Raw genomic sequence first — 18,010 nt, forward strand, 5'->3', positions numbered from 1 at the left:
AGTGCCCCCCGCGATGCGACCGATGGCGACCAGGGTGTCGGGGCGCATAAGGATGGCGGTTTCCTGATGCCGTTGCTCCATTGTGATCGCACCGTTGCTGCGTAAGCCATTTACATGCTCGATCCCAGCGAGACGTGGCCAACTCGAACGCAGGGCCAAGCCGCTCACCGGCCGCACTTTGCGGCGCAGATAACGATTCGATCTCCGCGGCGAGATGCTGGTTGAAGAAGCCACCAAGCTTGTCGAAGGGCACACGGTCGTAATATCGACATGCCAGCACCCGAACCCAGACAAGCTCCTTCGGCTTCGCTGCTCGCGCCACGAACAACCCGATCTTCTCTGCGAAGGGGGCGCCGTAATCCTTCAGGTCGAAGCCAAACGGGGGTCGTGACGTATGCTACACAGGCGAAGGGCTAGGAGGCGGGTTCGGTGAGGAACGGCATGGTGTCCACGCCGTCTCCTGGAAAGACAGAGGAATGCGGATGGTTCTCGAAAAGGCCGGCGGCGGCCTCGATGGCGGAGAAGATGCCGAGCTCGCAGTTGTCACTGTTAGTAACCGATAGGTGGTTTGGGAAGATGGCCGGCTGCGCCATCACGGACGGGTCGACATGACCCGCTCGGGACTGGAAGGGTTCGGCCGCAGTTTGCGACGGACCGATGAGATTGTCGTTGAGGCTACGGGCAACGCCATGGCGGTGGTGTCACTTGGCAGTTAATTAGGTTCTTCCTCACTTTGTGTGATTCATTCGCCGTTAGCGACGGTGTCGCTATGGGCGGGCATGCGAACGAAATCGAAATGGTCGCCCGGCCCAGGGGTCAAGATACTGGGTGTCGCGCTCACCGTTGATGACGGCTGGGTTGTTTCCGCTGCCGGGTCCGCGATCGGCATTTGCCCCGATTGTCGACGGCAAAGCCGAAGTCGGCACGGCTGGTCCAACCGCAGCCTTCAGGATCTGCCGGTCCAGGGCAAGCCCGTTACGGTGAAGCTCCTGCTGAGTCGCTGGCGATGCACAAGTCGGAAATGTGAGCGGCGAACGTTTACCGACCGTCTGCCGACGGTTGCTGCTCCTTATGCGCGCCGGACGACGAGGGTCGGGGAGATTGTTGGCCTGCTTGGCCATAGTACGGGCGGCCGTCCTGGCGAGCGCTTGATGCAACGGCTCGGCATGCCGATCAGCGACGACACCATCCTACGGCAACTCAAGCGGGATGCCGAGGTTGCTCATCGCAACTCCGAGATCCGGGTGGTTGGCATCGATGACTGGAGTTGGCGGCGGGCGACAAGCTATGGGACCATCATGGTCGATCTCGAGCGCCGCGCGGTTGTCGACATTCTGGACAACCGCAGCGTCGAGAGTGCGGCCAAGTGGCTGCGGAGCCATCCTTCGGTCGAGGTCGTCAGCCGGGACCGCTGCGGCCTCTATGCGCAGGCTGTTCGCGAGGGCGCACCGCAGGCGCGACAGGTCGCCGTTTCACCTGGTCCAGAATCTTCGCTCGGCGATCGAAGAACAGATGAACCTTTCCGGCCGTGCCACCGGCAGGGCGATCCTGTCGGAGGACGCAATCGTTGACGCCGCGACACATCGCCGGCGCGCCCGTCTCGCACATAGCCAATCTCGTCAGGAGATATTCGAGAAGCTCCATGCCTTGCGCGACGAGGGACTGTCGTACAGCGAGATCGCCCGTCGGACCGGCTATGAACGTCGCAGCGTAGCGAATTGGCTCGAGTTCAAGACTCCGCCAGACAGGCGGCGGGCGGCATTGAACCCCACATCACCTTGGTATTTCGAAGCCTTCCTTGCCCAATGCTGGAAGGATGGAAACCGCTGCGGACGACATCTGTTTCATGACGTCAAGCAGCGCGGCTACACCGGCAGCTTCGCCAATCTGGAGCGCTTGCTGGGAGCTTGGCGGCGGGCCGAAAGGGAGCAGGCCTATGATGTACCACCCACGGCCTTGAAGTTGGAGCCGGTTCGAGACCCGGAAACCGGTCATGCGATCTCGCCGGTGATTGCCGCAGCGCTGTGCATCAAGCCGCGAGGCCTGATGACAGGCCGGCAGGCAAGGAAGGTCGATGCCCTGAAGCAGGGATCTGACGCTTTCGCCGCGATGCGGCGCCTGGCGATGCGCTTCAACGGCATCCTTCGCAGCAAGAGATCGGCACCACTGGATGCGTGGATCGACGATGCGATCGACTCCGAACTCATCCCGATCATGCGGTTCGCTCGTATTTTGCGCAGAGACATCGATGCCGTCAACAATGCCATCGAACTGCCCTGGAGCAACGGACAGGCCGAAGGCCAGATCAACCGCCTCAAGACTCTCAAGCGCGCGATGTACGGTCGGGCAGGCCCTGAACTGCTGAGGGCACGAATGCTGCCACCGCTCCACACAAAGTGAGGAAGAACCTTTAATGTGAGAGCTCCCTCAGGACCGTCGACGCGCGATGCAATTGCGTGTCATTGGGTAGAGCTGTGCGCAGCGTCTCCGTTACGATCTCGGCCTGCCGTCGTTTGTTCAGGGCGCTCGCGGCTTCTTTGCTGGTCGCCTGGGGCGTGGTCGACCGCACGACACTGTCCACTGCGGGAAGCGCCTTCTTCGGCAGGAGCTTCACTTCAAGATCGAGGGGCCGCGCCAGCTGAATTAGGCTGGAAAGTTGCAGATCGACCTTGCCGCTTTCGATTTTCGAAATACTTTGAGGCACCCCTGCGCGCGCCGAGGTGCGCTGGCTCAAGGCTTTCGCCTCGCGCGCGGACTTAAGCGCTGTTACGACATCTTCTATTGCATAGCGCATTTAATATGCCATCGCATATCAATCTCCCAGATCTATGACGGTTTCACATCTGAAACCGCGAAATAAGGACGATACGCGCAGTTCGTCGAGCGTATCGAGACTGTGTCGCATATCGAAGTCGAGTGGCGCGGCGGTCAGGCCGCTGTCGGCAACATCGACATATTCCGGCACATATCCGGCCTCTTCCGCCTGCTCGAATGTGCCGAGCGTGTCGAACTGGACGTGAATGGTGAGCGGGGTTGGAGACATCACAGCATTATCCCTTAGCCATTCCTGATGGTCGGCCTGCCAGCATCTCGGCCACGTGTCGCTTCACCGGCTCGGGAAGCGGCAGGATCGGCCGAGGCGGCTCAGCGCGGCAGACGTCGAGAGTTTCGGCCAATGCACAGACGACGCGCAGGCTGGAATACTGCCTGAACAAATCCCAAATCGGCGCCAGTGCGGCATCGAGCTGGCGTGCCTGGGGCGGCATCGCCTTTTGTGCAGCTCTGACGATCTTGAGGCAGACTTTTGGGAACAGCCCTGCAAGAACGCCTGTACCAGGTGTCGGCGCCGGCGATCATGGTTTCCGTGGCCAGCCAGTCGCCGCTGCATCCGATGGAAAAGCCGTCCGGAACGATCGCGCGCTGCTCAGCGAGATGCCGGGCTGTGTCGTCCGTCTTCCAGCCGGGGTTCTTGATCGCGACGAGACGATGGGAAGGCCGCTCTCGGCCGCTATCGCCCTGAAATGCTCGTATACCTCGTCTTCGGTAAGGGCGTGTAGGAAGCGGCCGAAAGAGGACCGGCTGATGCGCCAATGGCTTGGCGTCCTGGGCGAGCTTCACCGCATCGTCGGTGCGCAACGCGCCGATGCCGGCGACGACCGGGATATGACCCGAGGCTTCCTCCACCGCAGCTTCGATAGCGCGGCGTCGTTCGTCGCGAGTCAGATACACATAAATGCCGGTGCTGCCGAGCAGGCCGATGGAATCGACCTCAGCCGCGATCAACCGGCTGACCAGTTTCCGTAGCGCGTCAACGTCGACCCGGCCGGAATGATCGGCGGGGGTGATCGGAAAAGCAGACAGGCCGTTTGCGAAAAATCATGGTTCAATTCCTCGATCGGTGGGGGCGAAACCCGGCCAGTAGTGGCCGTCAGGCGTCGGCCGCTTGCCGAAGATGGCTTGACCGACGCGCACGACAGTGGCGCCTTCCTCGATGGCTTCCTCGAAGTCTCCGGTCATGCCCATGGAGAGCCCGGTCAGCGCGGCGTTGTGCTTCACGGCTTTGTCCCGCAGCCGGCGCAGCAGAATGAAGCAAGGCCGCACCTTGGCCATGTCGGAGGAAAACAGCGCAAGTGTCATCAACCCGCATGGCCGGAGACGGGGAAGCTGATCGAGAGTCTCCACGAAGGGCAGCAGTGCGTTCGGATGGAGGCCGAACTTGCTGTCCTCGCCAGACGTGTTGACCTGCACATAGACGTCGAGGAAGCGATCTTCGCGTTCCAGCCGCGTGTTCAGAAGGTCGGCGAGCCGCAGGCTGTCGAGCGCATGAAACTCACGCGCGAAGCGGGTCAGATATTTGGCCTTGTTGGTCTGCAGATGTCCGACGATGCTCCAGTCGATGGCGAGATCGTGAAGCGCCTCGCACTTTGTCATTGCCTCCTGGATCTTGTTCTCGCCGAAGGTGCTGATGCCGACGTCGAAGGCATATCGCAGGATATGGGCCGGCACCGTCTTGGTGATCGGCAGCAACCGCACGGAGGCACGGTCGCGCCCGGCCCGTGCGCAAGCAAGCGTGATGCGCTCTTCAACCGACGCCAGATTGGTGCGGAAGCTGGTAAGGGGATCAGGCCCGAAACGTTCGACGTCCTCGGGCGAAAGCGGCGGATTGTTCGTGCCCATTGTGATCTGCCCCTGTCGTAGACAAGCTCGTTGGCCTTGAGCCACGTGTAGCCGACGCCACTAAGAAACACGAGGCTCTTGTCGGGCGGTGCATAGATGGTCCGATCCGCCGCCGTAGCGACGGTAGCCAATGTGCAGACGGTGGCGAAAGCAAGAATTGCAAACTGATGATGTGCAGCGATTCATGGGGCGGCCTCCTTGGCCCCCCAGGGATCGGGATAGCCCGTTTGTGATTTTCCGTTAAACGTCGGCGGCTCTCAGCGCCTGTACGCGGGGAGTTGTTTGTCGCGTCGACCATTCCTGGGCATTGGTGCAAAGACGTTGAACTCCGATGCGATGTCGAGGACGGCTTTGGTCATTGCCCTTTGTCTGGTGCGCACCGCGCTCGTTGCCCGTTCTACATGGGTAGCGGTGGGCCGCCTTGAGCTGGATCAGTTTTAGGCGAACGGCCTGGTTGAATTCCGGCTCGCGACCCCGTTGCGGGGCCAATTGCAGTGGCGTCGGCAAACGAGCCACCCCCCGGCCCTGCCGGTCATGCGTTCGCTGACCCCAATTCCCGAAGCTCGTCGAGCATGGCGACGTCGAGCCGGTTGGGGCAATCTGCCATGCGCCCCTGCTCCTCGGCGTGTTGCCTGCGCCGTTGCGGACCAGAGGCCGCGATAGCACCGGCGCAATTAACCAGCGGTGTTGCGCCACCCAACTCTTGTACCACGCCTTGTGACCCGGTCCGGATTGCACCAGACGGAGTTTCCAGTTTTTCGACTCGGCTCACCCCTCGTATCGTAAGCTTCTGTGTCCTTGCACGTTCGGGCACCACCTCAGCAGCGCGCTTTGTGTCCCGCGTCCAATCGTCGACGACAGTGAGGATGTGGAACGGTCGGAGACGAAGTCGAGCGATCACCACTGCTTAAGACTAGGCGGTACCAGCATCGGCGCGGCCGCGGGCGGACAGCTTCTCGCGATAGAACCGAAGAGCTCTTGTGGCAATCTCGTCGCCCATTCCCACACATTTGCGACGGAGGCGGCGAAAGCCGAGATTTGTCTAACGCGAACATGCCCGCTCTCTACGACAACAGCCAAGCATTGCGAGCAGCGCGGAGCCGTGACGAACGACCTTCCAGTCGGCTTATCTCTCCTCGGAACTGTCGGCAATGTGGCCGCCGGTCTGCCGCCGCCACAGGCGGGCATACAGGCCGTCGCGTTTGAGTAGCTCCGAGGGGGAGCCCTCCTCAACGATGCGCCCTTTGTCGAGCACGACGATCCTGTCCATGCTGGCAATCGTCGACAGGCGGTGGGCAATGGCGATCACCGTCTTGCCCTCCATTATAAGCTCGAGTTTTTCTTGGACCGCCGCCTCGGCTTCACTGTCCAGGGCAGAAGTCGCCTCGTCTAGAAGGAGGATTGGCGCGTCCTTAAGCAGCACCCGAGCGATGGCGACCCGCTGACGCTGCCCGCCAGAAAGCTTCACCCCGCGGTCACCGACGAAAGCATCGTAGCCGGTGCGGTTTTCGCTGTCCTTGAGATCGGCCACGAAACCGTCCGCATCGGCCAGCATTGCGGCGCGTTCGACCTCCTCCGACGAGGCATCCGGCCGGCCGTACCGGATATTGTCCCCGACAGAGCGATGGAGCAACGAGACATCCTGGGTCACGACCCCGATATTCTGACGCAGGCTTGCCTGCGTCACCGACCGGATATCCTGGCCGTCGACGACGATTGCGCCATCGTTTACGTCGAAGAACCGCAGAAGCAGGCTAACAAGCGTTGACTTGCCGGACCCCGACATGCCGACGAGCCCGACCTTCTCGCCGGCGCGGACCCTGAGCGATAGATTCTCGATTACCCCTTTTCCTTGCCGGTATTCGAACCGGATATCCCTGAACTCGACCGTGCCGGCGACAACGGCCAGCGGCCTGGCTCCGGAGACATCGGTTACCGTTGAAGGCGTGGTGATGACCGGCATCGCGTCGCGTATCGTGCCCACAGCCTGGAATATCTGCTGTCCTAGCTGGAGAAAGGCCAGGGAGTTGGCGTTGAGCCGCTGAACGAGTGCGATTGAAGCAACAAATTGGCCGGTGGTGACAAAACCGGCCACGAGTCCCCAGAGCCCGACGGCGATGTTGGTCAGCGAAAGAAGGACGTTCAGCAGGACGACGCTGGTGTCGGTTGTTAAGTGGATACGCCGTTCAAGCTGTTGCGTCTCGATGGCATCTCCCATGATGGTGCGCATTGCGTCCGCCTCGCTGTCTTCGGCCGCAAACAGCTTGACCACGTGGATGTTGCTGTAGAGGTCGGTCATGGCGCCGACGACGAGGCTGCGCGCGCTGGCAGAGTGGCGGGACCGCACGGCAAAATATGGCACTGCCACAACCGCGACTGCGACGTTCGCCATGATCCAAAAAAAGACCGGAAGCGCCAGCGGCCATGACAGCGTGGCAAGCAGCAAAAGCGAACCGAGAAACTGCACGAGAAAATACGGTATGCTGTAAGACGCTACGACGATCTGCTGCTGCACGGCGGAGGCGAGTTGCGAAATGCGCGACGCCACCTGGCCGGCGAAGAGATCGTGGAAGAATGCAAGGTCCTGACGTTCGACCGCCTTGTAGCCATGCCATTGCATAGCGGCGGGCATGCATACGGACACTGCCTGGGAACCCAATGTATTGGCGATGAACATCAGCAGCGGTTGCGCGGGGAACATCAGCAGGCCGAGGAACGTGAGCATAGGCCAAGTTTCCCCAAGGAAAACCGCCGCACCGTGCGAGCTCACCCCGTCCACAATGATATACATGCCCCAGATCACCGCGAGGTTGATTCCCTCGACCGCCATCATGAAGACGGCGATGGCCGCCAGCACGCCACGGAACATGCGTGCGAAATGCAGAAGCAGCGCAAACGGACCTGTTGCCGGCAAAGGCGCGTAGGGGATATCCAGCGGGCGGATAAGCGTCTCAAAGGGACGATAGATGAAATGCAAAGGCGACATGGCGGGTCAAACCGGCTGATCAGAGAATGGGTGCGGCGCATCGGAGGAGTGCGAGAGCGCTCGCCCCCTGAACTGCCAAGCGCACGTTCCTCGTCCACACACAATGCGTTCCTGGCGCGCTTCGAGCGGACCACGCAAGGCTGAGGAGCGCACTTGAATGTACATGCGCGCTGTGGCCACGTTCGAGAGCTGCATAGGGTGGCCCTCGTAGTGCTGGTGGACGGCTTGGCTGAAGGAGGCGCGATCTACGAGGAGGCGCCGCGGCTGGCTATAGCGGTCCAGCTCCCCAGGTGTGGCTGGGTTCATCGTCCTGTTCTGGCCGTCGCATTGCGGGCATCGAGCACGCTCCTGGTTGATTTCTCGGTCCTCCACGACGCCCTGCCGACGTCTCACTTACGAGATCAATGCAATTTGCGTGCCGGATTTGCGCTCCGTCTCGTTCCACCGCTTGCTCGCCAGCCGGTGCCTGGCTGTAACGGCCAGCGGGTGGGGCTCCGACATTCTTGTTCAGTTTCGGACACGCTCGGGAAGACCAAATGGAACCTCGAGCATGTAATCGTCGCACCCGAGCCGAATTTCATCCTCACCGGCTCCCGACCAGGGCGCTTGCTGAAAAGAGCGCTTGCTGCGCCGGCCATGGGTTCGCGGTAACCGCCGCAACCTTTTTACTTCTGATATCGACCTGCTGGTTCACGGAAGAAGCCGATCCCGTGCGTCGCGCGATCGAGCGACTGCCGATCATCTGCGGGGAAGGGACATTCCCTCACGACCTGATCTTTGCATCGGACATTTCGATCGAACGAGTGCAGGAGCTACTCCATGACGGCGTTTAGAAGCCGGGGTAGGCCGAGAATTAGTTCGGTGCAAAAAATCCTGGACCATACATACCTGAACGACATTGACGGTTTGGCGGTGCCATCCTTGGAAAACATCGCCAAATGGATCTGGGAGAAGCTGGCGCCTCATTCCCCGCGAATTGATCGCATCACCGTCTCGCGCGGCCCGGATGGGCAGGCCGAAGGCAGCATATATTCGAAGAGCCCCTGATTGCTGGGTGCCTATCGGCCGTTTAATTGCGGGTGATGTTCAAGCCATTTCACCGTTCTTTCATGGACGAGATCTGTGGCGGAGGTGTTTGGCGATGTTCCGTTTGAGTGCCTCAGCTATGCAACGAGGCCCGGACAAGCAACCTCAGCCGAATTCGACGAGGTCTCGCAGCAGGCCCGGGCAGAAGCATTGTGTCAGCCTTCAGTCCGGTTTGTCGTCGCCGGGGTCACCCGAACTGCGGCAACAGGCGCTGAGCGCCGCGCGGACACAATCTGATGGCGCGACCAAACTCGGCGGCGGCGTTCCAGTGTGCCCTCCAGAATTATCTGTCGTTGTCCGGAATTAAGCCGGGCTTAGAACTGAAAGGAACCCGCCGAGAAGTGCGAGTGCGGGTTCGATAAGGGTTACCAAAACCTGTTCCTCTGGGTTACCAATCCGCGTGTTGGGTGGCCTCAGGTTACCAATCAGCGCCGCAATAAGACCTAATGAAGACAGCCCCTTAGCGCCAGTCCGGAATTAATTGTCATTGGGGCACTGATTGGTAACCTGAGGCCACCCAACACGCGGATTGGTAACCTGTTGACCGAAGGGCATTGGTCACCCCTTCTGGCGAAAAGGGTGGAATATGAGCCACTTAGCAGTCAGGCCGACGACAGATAATTCTGGACTTGGAGTCGCACCAACGACAGATAATTCTGGACGGCATACCACACTGCCATTTATGCGACTTTTTGAGCACAAACCAGGAACATCTGGGCGTTTTCCATTCATCGCCTAAGGCCAATTTCGCGCTGGAAAAAACAAAATGCGGGAGTTCAGAAATGGCCGCAACGGGCCGACTGCCGACTGTCCGGTTCTGGCCGGCAAACGGAGAAAGCCGACGTCCGGCTACGATTCCAAGCCGGTCGTTGGTGGCCCCCGCTTAGTCGATGGCTGCTTGTAGCGAATGTTGACGGAGGCTGTGCGACTTGAAGCGTTAGATCCTACCTGTGATCAATTAACGGCCGACCTATTGGTCGGAGCGGTTCCAGTCTGGAAGTGAGTGGAAGCACAGCTTAGAAAGCCTCGGCCCTGCCAGATGGCAGCAGTCAGATGGTCTGAGCGATCAGCGTGTTGATCGCGTTGTGCCCGCCCCAGGCCCGCTTGCAGGTCTTCTTCTCCACGGCGGTCAGGTACTTCGAAGAGAACAGGATCGAGCTCCGGACATAGTCGGAGGGCTCGTCCTCGTAGGAGGTGCGCACCGTCCGCTTCTGCTGCGCCACGCCATGCTTCGCGGCGAAGATGGCGGCCATGGCGCGGGTCTCCTTCGCGACAGTACGGTTCTGAAGCCACTGGAGGGCCGTGTTCACCGTCGCCCGGCTCGCGGTCCTTGCCCTGACGAGCGCGGCCAGCAGGAACATCCGTTGGTAATCGGATACGGTGTCGTCGGCGGCGAGCGCCTCCAGCGCGTCGACCACGTCTTGGTTTGTCCGGACGAAGCTTGAGATGTAGGAAAAGTATAGCCGGGTCTGGTGCGGCTTCTCCTTCAGGTTCTCGAGCACGTGCTCGACGGCGGTGTCCGACTGGGCTGAACGCAGGATCGGCAGGCAGAACTTCTCGATCTGGTCCGCCTGGTTCGGGTAGTCCCCAATGTTCTCCATCAGGCGCTCGACGGCGGCGTTCTGGAGGTCCTCGTCGTCGCCGTCCTTCTCGTCGTCGTCTTCCTCGTCGTCCTCGTCCTCGTCTTCCCACTCCACCTCGAACCCGTACGGGCTGGCGCGCTCGTAGGTCTCGTCGTCCGCTACCTCATCGCGAATCTCGTCAAACAGTCGGTCGATTGCGGTCTCCTCGCGGATGATCTCGTCGGCGGGCATGATCTTGGACTTGTATTCGTTGAGGTGCAGGCCGTCCTTGCGCAGGGTCTCGATGAGGCTGGCAAGGCCCTTCCGCGCCTCCGCTTCAGACGGGAAGCCCATGTAGATGTCGTCCACGTAGCGGGCCGACAGGACCTCGTCGAGTTCGCAGTGGGCGTCGAGGGCAGACAGATAAAAGTTGCCCAGCGCGTCTGACGGATACACGCCCTGGACGATGCCGAACGAATTGCGTTCGCGGAACGCCAGGAGCATCTCCTCCAGCAGGCTGACCACCTCCGGCGCGCAGCCCGCCGCAGACATCAGATTCACCAAGTTATGCTGAGGCAGCCGCTCGAAATAATTCGATATGTCCGCCTTGAGGACGAATTCGCTCTCGCCGCAGATCTCGGCGATGCGCTCCTGGAAGCGTTCCCAGGACTCGTGGTTGGGCTCGAACATCTGCCCCTCTTCGTCCGAGGGGACGTGGCTGAACGAGCGACTGCGGTCATGCCCTTCTTCCAGCTGCTTCATGATGTTGTCGACGAGCCCCTGGTACATGAGCCGGTCCGAGGGCCTGAGGATGCTGCCCGGCCTTGTGAAGAAGCGCTCCTTCGGGACGCTCATGGTGATCGGCAGTTCGGGCTGGTACGTGCCCGCGCGCAGCTGCTGCTTCACCTGGTCCCAAAGTTCATCGCCCGCCCGGTTGAAGATGGCGTTGTAGTGAGGTGCCAGGATGAAATCGCTGCGAATGTCGGCCTTCACGTGAGCGATGACGCTCTCGTGGTCGATTTGCGCGATGATCCTCCTGTCCAGGCCGGGCATGGTAATTCCGCATAGTGAACCGTGCTCCATAATGGTCCGAGACCAGGGAGTCCATCCAGCGGTGGCTTGTCCGTCTCCCAGCCTGCCCGGATCCGTGCGATCAAGTGTACCGAAGTTCTGACATCCATGTTACCCGCGCCGAGCGAAGACCGTGGAAATCGTCGGATTAGCGCTACGTGCCCATTGCTGACCTTGGTACGTGCTGCCTGAGAGCTCCGGCGAATGTCCGTTCCGGGAGCGATGCCCGGCATTCTGAACGACGGCAATGAGGCGCAAAGCGGTCATCCTTCGCCTTACCTGCGATTGTTTGCTTCGAGCCAAAAGGGGCGACCCGCCATTGGTCTTGAAAGGGGTCGGACCAAAGACCCACCAGTTCGTTGTCCGGACGAACGCCGCAGTCCGGCCTCAAGCGAGCGATCAGCGCGGCTCAACGAAACGTGGAAGCAAGCGCGGCTGGCACGAAAGCTCCTCGAGCAACTGCCTCATCACAGATATCGTGCTGTACCGGCGGCAAGGACCACCAATCCCTGCAGAGGTCCACAACTGTCCAATCTGACGGAGGCATTTCGAGTTCAGAGATTTATGCTGCTGAAGAACTAAGCGGTGACCATACCGAGAATTTACTTTCAAATTCTGGCCGCAAAGTTCTATGTGAATGAAATAGGGGATGGGGCATGGAAACGAGTTCGGACACTGGCGACGCCGCCGGTATATCAGTCGCGGCGCCCGTAATAGAATTAGTGGCTGACATCGCCGCCAGCTTTACATATGCATCCTTCCAAAATGCGATTCCGGTGATCCGGTCCATCTCTCTCAATAACCCAACCCAGCAGGCTTTCGAAAAATGCACTCTCGAGCTGACATCGAACCCTCCTTTTTTGCGCGCCAAAAGCTGGATAATTGATCGGATCGTTGCTGGTGACCGGCTTCCCTTAAGCGACCGAAAAATCGATCTCGACGCCAGCTATCTGGCCGGTCTCAACGAGGCTGAGCGCGGGGAGATAACGTTGCGCCTGACCTCAGGAGGCGCAGTGCTGGCCGAGCAGCGTGTTGCGGTGCGCCTGCTTGCCCGCGACGAATGGGGTGGCGTCATCGATATGGCGCAATTGCTGCCTGCATTCGTCATGCCGAACGACCCGGCGATCGCAGGACTGCTGCGTTCCGCAGCGGAGCGGCTCGCAGCGCATGGTCACGCCTCCAGCCTCGATGGCTATCAAAGCGGCAATCCGCAACGCTCATTCATGCTGGCGGCCGCAATTTATTCGGCGGTTGCCGGTCTATCCCTGCATTATGCTGAGCCACCTGCCAGTTTCGAAAGCCGAGGCCAAAAAATCCGACGTCCCTCTACAATTACGGCGGAGGGGCTGACTACCTGTCTCGATGCCAGTCTTTTGTTCGCCTCCGCCCTGGAGGCGACGGGCCTGCACCCAGTCGTGCTTATGTTCCAGGGCCACGCTGCCGTCGGCGTCTGGATGACACAAAAGACGCTCGCCAACGCCATCGAAGCTGATGCCATGGAGATCCGCAAGGCGCTGGCATCGCGCGAACTGATCGTGTTTGAGACGACAGGTGTGACGCATCGGCCGGCGATGACGCTGGAGGCTGCGCAACGAACAATCGAACAGCGGCTCGACGAAACGCAGGTGGGCACCTTTGTCGCCGCTATCGATATCCGCCGCTCGCGCAGCGGCGGCATTACGCCGCTTGCCTCGCACGAACCGATGCGTCGCAGCGTGGATACCGAGGTGGCAACCGAAATCGTGCTGCCGCTGCCAACGGCACCGTCCGCAACAGTCCTGCCTGCCGACATCGTCGAGGTGAAGCCGACGTCAGCAGCCGGGCGGATCGACCGTTGGCAGAAAAAGCTCCTGGATTTGACACTGCGGAACCGGCTGCTCAATTTTCCGGACTCCAAGAAGACAATTCCGTTTCTTTGTACTGACGTCGGCTACCTCGAGGACCGCCTGATGGCAGGCGCTTCGATCCGGCTGATTTCGCTGCCCGAACAGAATCCACTGGGCGAGCGCGATGCTGCCCTCTATCGCGAGGTGCACGGACGGGACCTCCAGCGAGGCTTTGCCGCGGAAGCGCTTCTGCGCGACGAGCTCCCGTCGACGCTCGATGGGCGCCAATTGGAATCCCGGCTGATCGATCTTTACCGGCAAGTCCGCAACGACTTTGCCGAGGGCGGCGCGAATACGCTTTTCCTGGCGGTCGGCTTCCTGCGCTGGAAGAAAAAGCCGGAGGACGAGCGCAGCTATCGCGCACCATTACTTCTCGTACCGGTCAAAATCGAGCGCCGCAGCGCGACATCGCGTTTTACCTTGCGCTTCCATGAAGATGAACCGCGATTCAACGCCACCTTGTTGCAGTTTCTCGAACGCGACTTCGAGCTCAAACTGCCACAGTTTTCCGGTGAGCTGCCCGAGGACGAAAGCGGCGTTGATGTGCCGCGGCTGCTCGGTCTTATGCGCCAGGCAGTGCGCGACGTGCCCGGCATGGAGGTGGTGGACGAGACGGCGCTCTCAACCTTCTCTTTCGCCAAGTTTCTCATGTGGAAGGATCTGGTCGAGCGTACTGATGCGCTGCGCGAAAACCGCGTGGTACGCCACCTGATCGATACGCCAGAGATAGCGTTCGAGGGTAGTGGCGCATCATTCCGGGACGAGCGCGAACTCGACCGGCACTATGCCCCGTCCGATATCGTTTCGCTGCTGCCGGCCGACTCTTCACAGACCGCGGCAAGCCTTGCCGCCGCTGAGGGCCGCGACTTTGTCATTATCGGTCCTCCCGGCACTGGCAAGAGCCAGACCATTGCCAACATGATTGCCAACTGTCTTTCAGTTGGCAAAACCGTGCTGTTTGTGGCCGAGAAGACGGCGGCGCTTGACGTCGTTTATCGCCGCCTGCGCGAACATGGCCTGGGCGCGCACTGCCTCGAACTCCATTCCAGCAAGGCGGACCGACGCAACTTTCTCAACCAGCTCAGGATCAGCTGGGAAAGCGGCGTGCGCGTGGACGCAGCGGAGTGGATTGCGATCAACGAGCGGCTTCGCGTCCGTCGCGACGAACTGAATGCCTATGTCGAAGCGCTGCATCGGCGCCATATCAACGGCCTCACGCCCTATCTGGCGCTTGGAATCGCTCTCAAGAATAGGCAACAGCACGCTCCGGTATTGTCGTGGCCATCGCGCGATAGCCATGACGAGGCAAGCCGGCTGGCGCTGGAGCATATTGCCGCCGAAACAGGTGTCGCGTTTCATTCAGTGGAGATGCGGTCGGTCTTGCGTCTCATAGATGTCACCGAGTGGACGTCAGGCTGGCAGGACAATTTGCTCGAAGGGGCAAAGACCCTCAAAAGTGCGTCCGAGGTTCTAGCGACCGCACTCGACGCCTTCCTGGTGAGCGTCGGCCTGCGCGCCAAAGGCGACGCGTCAAAAGCGGAGCTCGAAGCGCTGCGAAAACTAGCAGGGGCATTCCAGGACAGTGCCGGCCATGACGTCAGCATTGTCTTTGATCGAGATTTCGCCCTGTTGCGGGGAGCCCTCGCCACTCTCAATGAGGCAATCGGAGACTATCGCAAGTCTCGCAAGGACCTGTCGGCCCGCTATGACGAGGCAGCCGTTGCGCGGATACGAATGGAGGACATAGAGCAGCAATGGCAACAGGCCGCTTCTGCGTTCTGGCCAAACAGTCAGTTGGGCAAACGCAAAGTCCAGAAGCTGCTTCAGGCCTATGTCACAGAAGGCATGGCCGATCCTCAGCAGGACTTGCCGCTGTTGCGCGTGATGCAGGACCGCCGCGCTGCTGTCGAAGCCAATATCCTATCCGGCAAACCGACCGGATTTGCTGGTCTTGATACCGACACCCACCGTATCGGGCAGATACTCTCGATGGCCGAAAGGCTTCGACAGACGCTACGGCTGCCCGGCCTTGGCACTGAGGATCTCAGAGCACTTCTGCAAGCAACCGCACCGAGCCTGCGAAGCGGTGCAGCAGATAGTACGATGCGGCAAGGAGCAGCCCGCTTCCTTGCGGCTTCTGCAGCATTTGAGGCTGCCAAGACCCAATTTGCGATCCCTGCTGGAAAGACGCCTTCTTGGGCAGAACATGATAACCCGCTGACCGAATTGACGACTGCGATGGGAGACTTGCTCGACGCCCGTCATCTTCTGCGGGACTGGACTTCGTGGTGCGGCATTCGTCGCAGGGCTGTCAGTCAGAATCTGGGAGCGTTGGTCGACGATATCGAGGCGGGTCTAGTGCGACCAGCTGAAGCTCAATCCGCGTTCCGCCTGGCCTATGTACGCTGGTGGCTGCCGGCCACGCTGGATGCCGATCCGGTGCTGCGGAATTTCCGGCGCTTCCAGCACGAGCACGCTATCGAAGATTTCCGGGAAATCGACGATCTTGTCCGCGCTCAAGCAAGCCTTCGCGTCATCAGTGCCATCGCTCATGGTTTGCCGGCTGTGCAAAGCGTCCCGCGCAATTCCGAGTTGGGCCTGTTGCGTCATCAGATGGAATTGCAGCGGCCCAGCCGGTCAATCCGCGAGATGATTGGCGCGATGCCGACGAGCTTTGCCAAGCTCGCGCCGTGCATGCTGATGTCGCCGCTTTCAATCGCTCAATACCTACCTCCCGACCAGGCGCTTTTCGACGTGGTCATTTTCGACGAAGCATCGCAGATCACCACCTGGGACGCTGTCGGTGCTATCGCGCGAGCCCATCAAACCATTATCGTAGGCGATCCCAAGCAGTTGCCGCCCACCAATTTCTTTGGCCGCAACGAGGAGGACGAGGAAGTCGTCGAGCACGAAAAGGATCTTGAGAGCATTCTCGACGAAGCCAAAGCGGCCGGCATCCCGGTACGTGACCTGCGCTGGCATTATCGTAGCCGCAATGAGTCGCTGATCGCCTTTTCCAATCATCATTACTATCAGAATCGGCTCATCACCTTCCCTTCCCCAACGGTGGAAGATCGGGCGGTGCAACTGCGAAAAATCACGACCGGCATCTACGATCGTGGAAAAAGTCGCACCAACCGCATCGAAGCCCAAGCGGTCACCGATGAGGCGGTCAGCAGGATGCGGCGTTGGCTGACCCTACCGGAAAAGGACCGACCCACGCTCGGAGTCATCACCTTCAACGCGCAACAGCAGTCGCTCATCCTCGACTTTTTCGACAAGGCGCGACAGACGGAGCCGGAGCTTGAATGGTTCTTTGCCGACGATCGTATTGAACCCGCGATCGTCAAGAATCTGGAAAATGTCCAGGGCGACGAGCGCGACATAATCCTGTTTTCGATTACTTTCTCGCAAGACAACGCCGGCAAGCGAAGCATGGATTTCGGCGCGCTAAATCGGGACGGTGGCGAACGCCGGCTGAATGTCGCGGTGACGCGTGCGCGGCAGGAACTGATAGTATTTTCAGGTTTTACCGCCGACCAGATCGACCCCAACCGGACCAAGGCAATTGGCGTACAGCATCTCAAAACCTTCCTCGATTTTGCCGAGCGCGGTGCCGTGGCATTGCCAGCGCAGGAACGCGGATCGGTCGGGACCTTGGAATCCCCTTTCGAGGAGGCTGTAGCCGCCGAGCTTGAGAAGCGCGGATGGACCATCGTTCCACAAGTTGGCATTTCTGGCTTTCGAGTGGATATAGGGATTAGGCATCCCGATCTCGCCGGCGCCTATCTGGCGGGGGTCGAGTGTGACGGCGCGACCTATCACAGTTCTGCCACGGCGCGAGATCGAGACAAGGTCCGCGAGCAGGTCCTACGGGGCCTCGGGTGGAACATCGTCCGGGTATGGTCAACCGATTGGTGGTTTGATCTCGAAGGTTGCACCGAGAGGCTTCATGCCAGCCTGGCCGCACTGCTCGAGGAAAGCCGTCGCAAGCAAGCTGAACAACAGGAAAGTGAAGCGACGATCCAATGGGACATGGGACATAAGGTCGACCCCATAGACCCATTGCCAGCCGAAGAGTTTGCATCGATCGGCGAACCTGAAAACTTGTCGCTAATATCAGAGCCAGAACTTGTCGCCGCTCCCGTCGCGACGGTAGAGTACCCATCAGCACCTGGAGCAGTTTTGCCCGCTGCCGCGAATTCGACGCGTGATTCTGTACCGATGGGGGGCCGTTATCGCCTCACTGACCTATCAGCATTCGCTATCAGCCCGGATCATTTTTACGACTTCGCCTACCGAGGCACTTTGCGGACCATGGTCGACGCGGTGATCGAACAGGAAGGCCCGCTGCGAGAAGACGTCCTTGCGCAGCGCATCGCACGGGCGCATGGCTGGCTCAGAACGGGCAACAAGATTCGGGAGCGGATCGACCTGCATCTGCGCGATTTCGATAGAACTGAAGAATCCAGCGGCAGCTTCCTATGGAAGAAGGGGTCGGTGGTCGATCTGCTTGATTATCGCATGCCGTTTGACGCCCTTGCCCGCCGGTCCATTGCCGACATTCCAATCGCCGAGCTAGCCGCTGTCGTCGTCGCGAACAAAGACGTTCTGGAACAGTCGGATCCCGCTCTCGACCTTGCACGTATGCTCGGCGTCGAACGACTTGCGGCGATATCACGCTCCCGGCTGGATGAGGCCATCGATCGCGCCCGGCGCTACCCGGCATCGACATAGTCTCG

Annotated in this window: 9 protein-coding genes and 2 pseudogenes; 4 read left to right on the forward strand and 7 right to left on the reverse strand. The window is 60.2% G+C overall.

Annotated features, from left to right (window positions below; all coding sequences use genetic code 11):
- Positions 1-413 precede the first annotated feature (413 nt).
- Positions 414-593: a hypothetical protein gene (locus ACSQ3Z_RS32595; protein WP_436175458.1), complete on the reverse strand. Its 180-nt coding sequence runs from the start codon at positions 591-593 to the stop codon at positions 414-416.
- Between ACSQ3Z_RS32595 and ACSQ3Z_RS32600 the strand changes: the two are divergent.
- Positions 564-698: pseudogene (locus ACSQ3Z_RS32600) on the forward strand (IS110 family transposase); the annotation flags it as partial. The gene ACSQ3Z_RS32595 and the pseudogene ACSQ3Z_RS32600 overlap by 30 nt on opposite strands.
- 81 nt (positions 699-779) lie before the next feature.
- Positions 780-2,400 (forward strand): annotated as a pseudogene (locus tag ACSQ3Z_RS32605) (ISL3 family transposase).
- A 10-nt stretch (positions 2,401-2,410) separates the two neighbouring features.
- Here the strand turns inward: ACSQ3Z_RS32605 and ACSQ3Z_RS32610 are convergent.
- The 5 genes from ACSQ3Z_RS32610 to ACSQ3Z_RS32630 form a co-directional block, all read right to left on the reverse strand.
- Positions 2,411-2,794 (reverse strand): helix-turn-helix domain-containing protein, encoded by a 384-nt coding sequence (locus ACSQ3Z_RS32610; RefSeq protein ID WP_436175307.1) that lies wholly within the window; start codon positions 2,792-2,794, stop codon positions 2,411-2,413.
- Positions 2,795-2,812: 18 nt separating this feature from the next.
- On the reverse strand, positions 2,813-3,043 hold the full coding sequence (locus ACSQ3Z_RS32615; RefSeq protein ID WP_436175308.1) for a hypothetical protein: 231 nt from the start codon (positions 3,041-3,043) through the stop codon (positions 2,813-2,815).
- 101 nt (positions 3,044-3,144) lie between these two features.
- Entirely contained in the window at positions 3,145-3,861 is a 717-nt protein-coding gene (locus ACSQ3Z_RS32620) for a dihydrodipicolinate synthase family protein (RefSeq protein ID WP_436175444.1), read from the reverse strand.
- A gap of 15 nt (positions 3,862-3,876) precedes the next feature.
- Positions 3,877-4,677, reverse strand: a complete 801-nt coding sequence (locus ACSQ3Z_RS32625) for a YggS family pyridoxal phosphate-dependent enzyme (RefSeq protein WP_006333993.1) — start codon at positions 4,675-4,677, stop codon at positions 3,877-3,879.
- Positions 4,678-5,803: 1,126 nt separating this feature from the next.
- Positions 5,804-7,663 (reverse strand): ABC transporter ATP-binding protein, encoded by a 1,860-nt coding sequence (locus tag ACSQ3Z_RS32630; protein ID WP_436175309.1) that lies wholly within the window; start codon positions 7,661-7,663, stop codon positions 5,804-5,806.
- Positions 7,664-8,482: 819 nt separating this feature from the next.
- Between ACSQ3Z_RS32630 and ACSQ3Z_RS32635 the strand changes: the two genes are divergently transcribed.
- Complete coding sequence (locus tag ACSQ3Z_RS32635) at positions 8,483-8,710, forward strand: 6-carboxytetrahydropterin synthase (protein WP_436175310.1); 228 nt, start codon at positions 8,483-8,485, stop codon at positions 8,708-8,710.
- Between the two features lie 1,088 nt (positions 8,711-9,798).
- On the opposite strand, the gene ACSQ3Z_RS32640 is transcribed toward ACSQ3Z_RS32635, so the two are convergent.
- Complete coding sequence (locus ACSQ3Z_RS32640; protein WP_436175311.1) at positions 9,799-11,364, reverse strand: RNA-directed DNA polymerase; 1,566 nt, start codon at positions 11,362-11,364, stop codon at positions 9,799-9,801.
- 674 nt (positions 11,365-12,038) lie between these two features.
- On the opposite strand from ACSQ3Z_RS32640, the gene ACSQ3Z_RS32645 reads away from it, so the two are divergent.
- Positions 12,039-18,005: a DUF3320 domain-containing protein gene (locus ACSQ3Z_RS32645; protein ID WP_436175312.1), complete on the forward strand. Its 5,967-nt coding sequence runs from the start codon at positions 12,039-12,041 to the stop codon at positions 18,003-18,005.
- Positions 18,006-18,010: the final 5 nt, after the last annotated feature.

Source organism: Mesorhizobium sp. LjNodule214 (assembly GCF_964252735.1).
Classification (GTDB): Bacteria; Pseudomonadota; Alphaproteobacteria; order Rhizobiales; family Rhizobiaceae; genus Mesorhizobium.

What these genes read in the sequence shown, in the direction of transcription:
- ACSQ3Z_RS32595 (WP_436175458.1), bottom strand. Translation starts at nt 593, where the DNA reads ATGGCGCAGCCGGCCATCTTCCCAAACCACCTATCGGTTACTAACAGT.
- ACSQ3Z_RS32610 (WP_436175307.1), bottom strand. Translation starts at nt 2,794, where the DNA reads ATGCGCTATGCAATAGAAGATGTCGTAACAGCGCTTAAGTCCGCGCGC.
- ACSQ3Z_RS32615 (WP_436175308.1), bottom strand. Translation starts at nt 3,043, where the DNA reads ATGTCTCCAACCCCGCTCACCATTCACGTCCAGTTCGACACGCTCGGC.
- ACSQ3Z_RS32625 (WP_006333993.1), bottom strand. Translation starts at nt 4,677, where the DNA reads ATGGGCACGAACAATCCGCCGCTTTCGCCCGAGGACGTCGAACGTTTC.
- ACSQ3Z_RS32630 (WP_436175309.1), bottom strand. Translation starts at nt 7,663, where the DNA reads ATGTCGCCTTTGCATTTCATCTATCGTCCCTTTGAGACGCTTATCCGC.
- ACSQ3Z_RS32635 (WP_436175310.1), top strand. Translation starts at nt 8,483, where the DNA reads ATGACGGCGTTTAGAAGCCGGGGTAGGCCGAGAATTAGTTCGGTGCAA.
- ACSQ3Z_RS32640 (WP_436175311.1), bottom strand. Translation starts at nt 11,364, where the DNA reads ATGCCCGGCCTGGACAGGAGGATCATCGCGCAAATCGACCACGAGAGC.
- ACSQ3Z_RS32645 (WP_436175312.1), top strand. Translation starts at nt 12,039, where the DNA reads ATGGAAACGAGTTCGGACACTGGCGACGCCGCCGGTATATCAGTCGCG.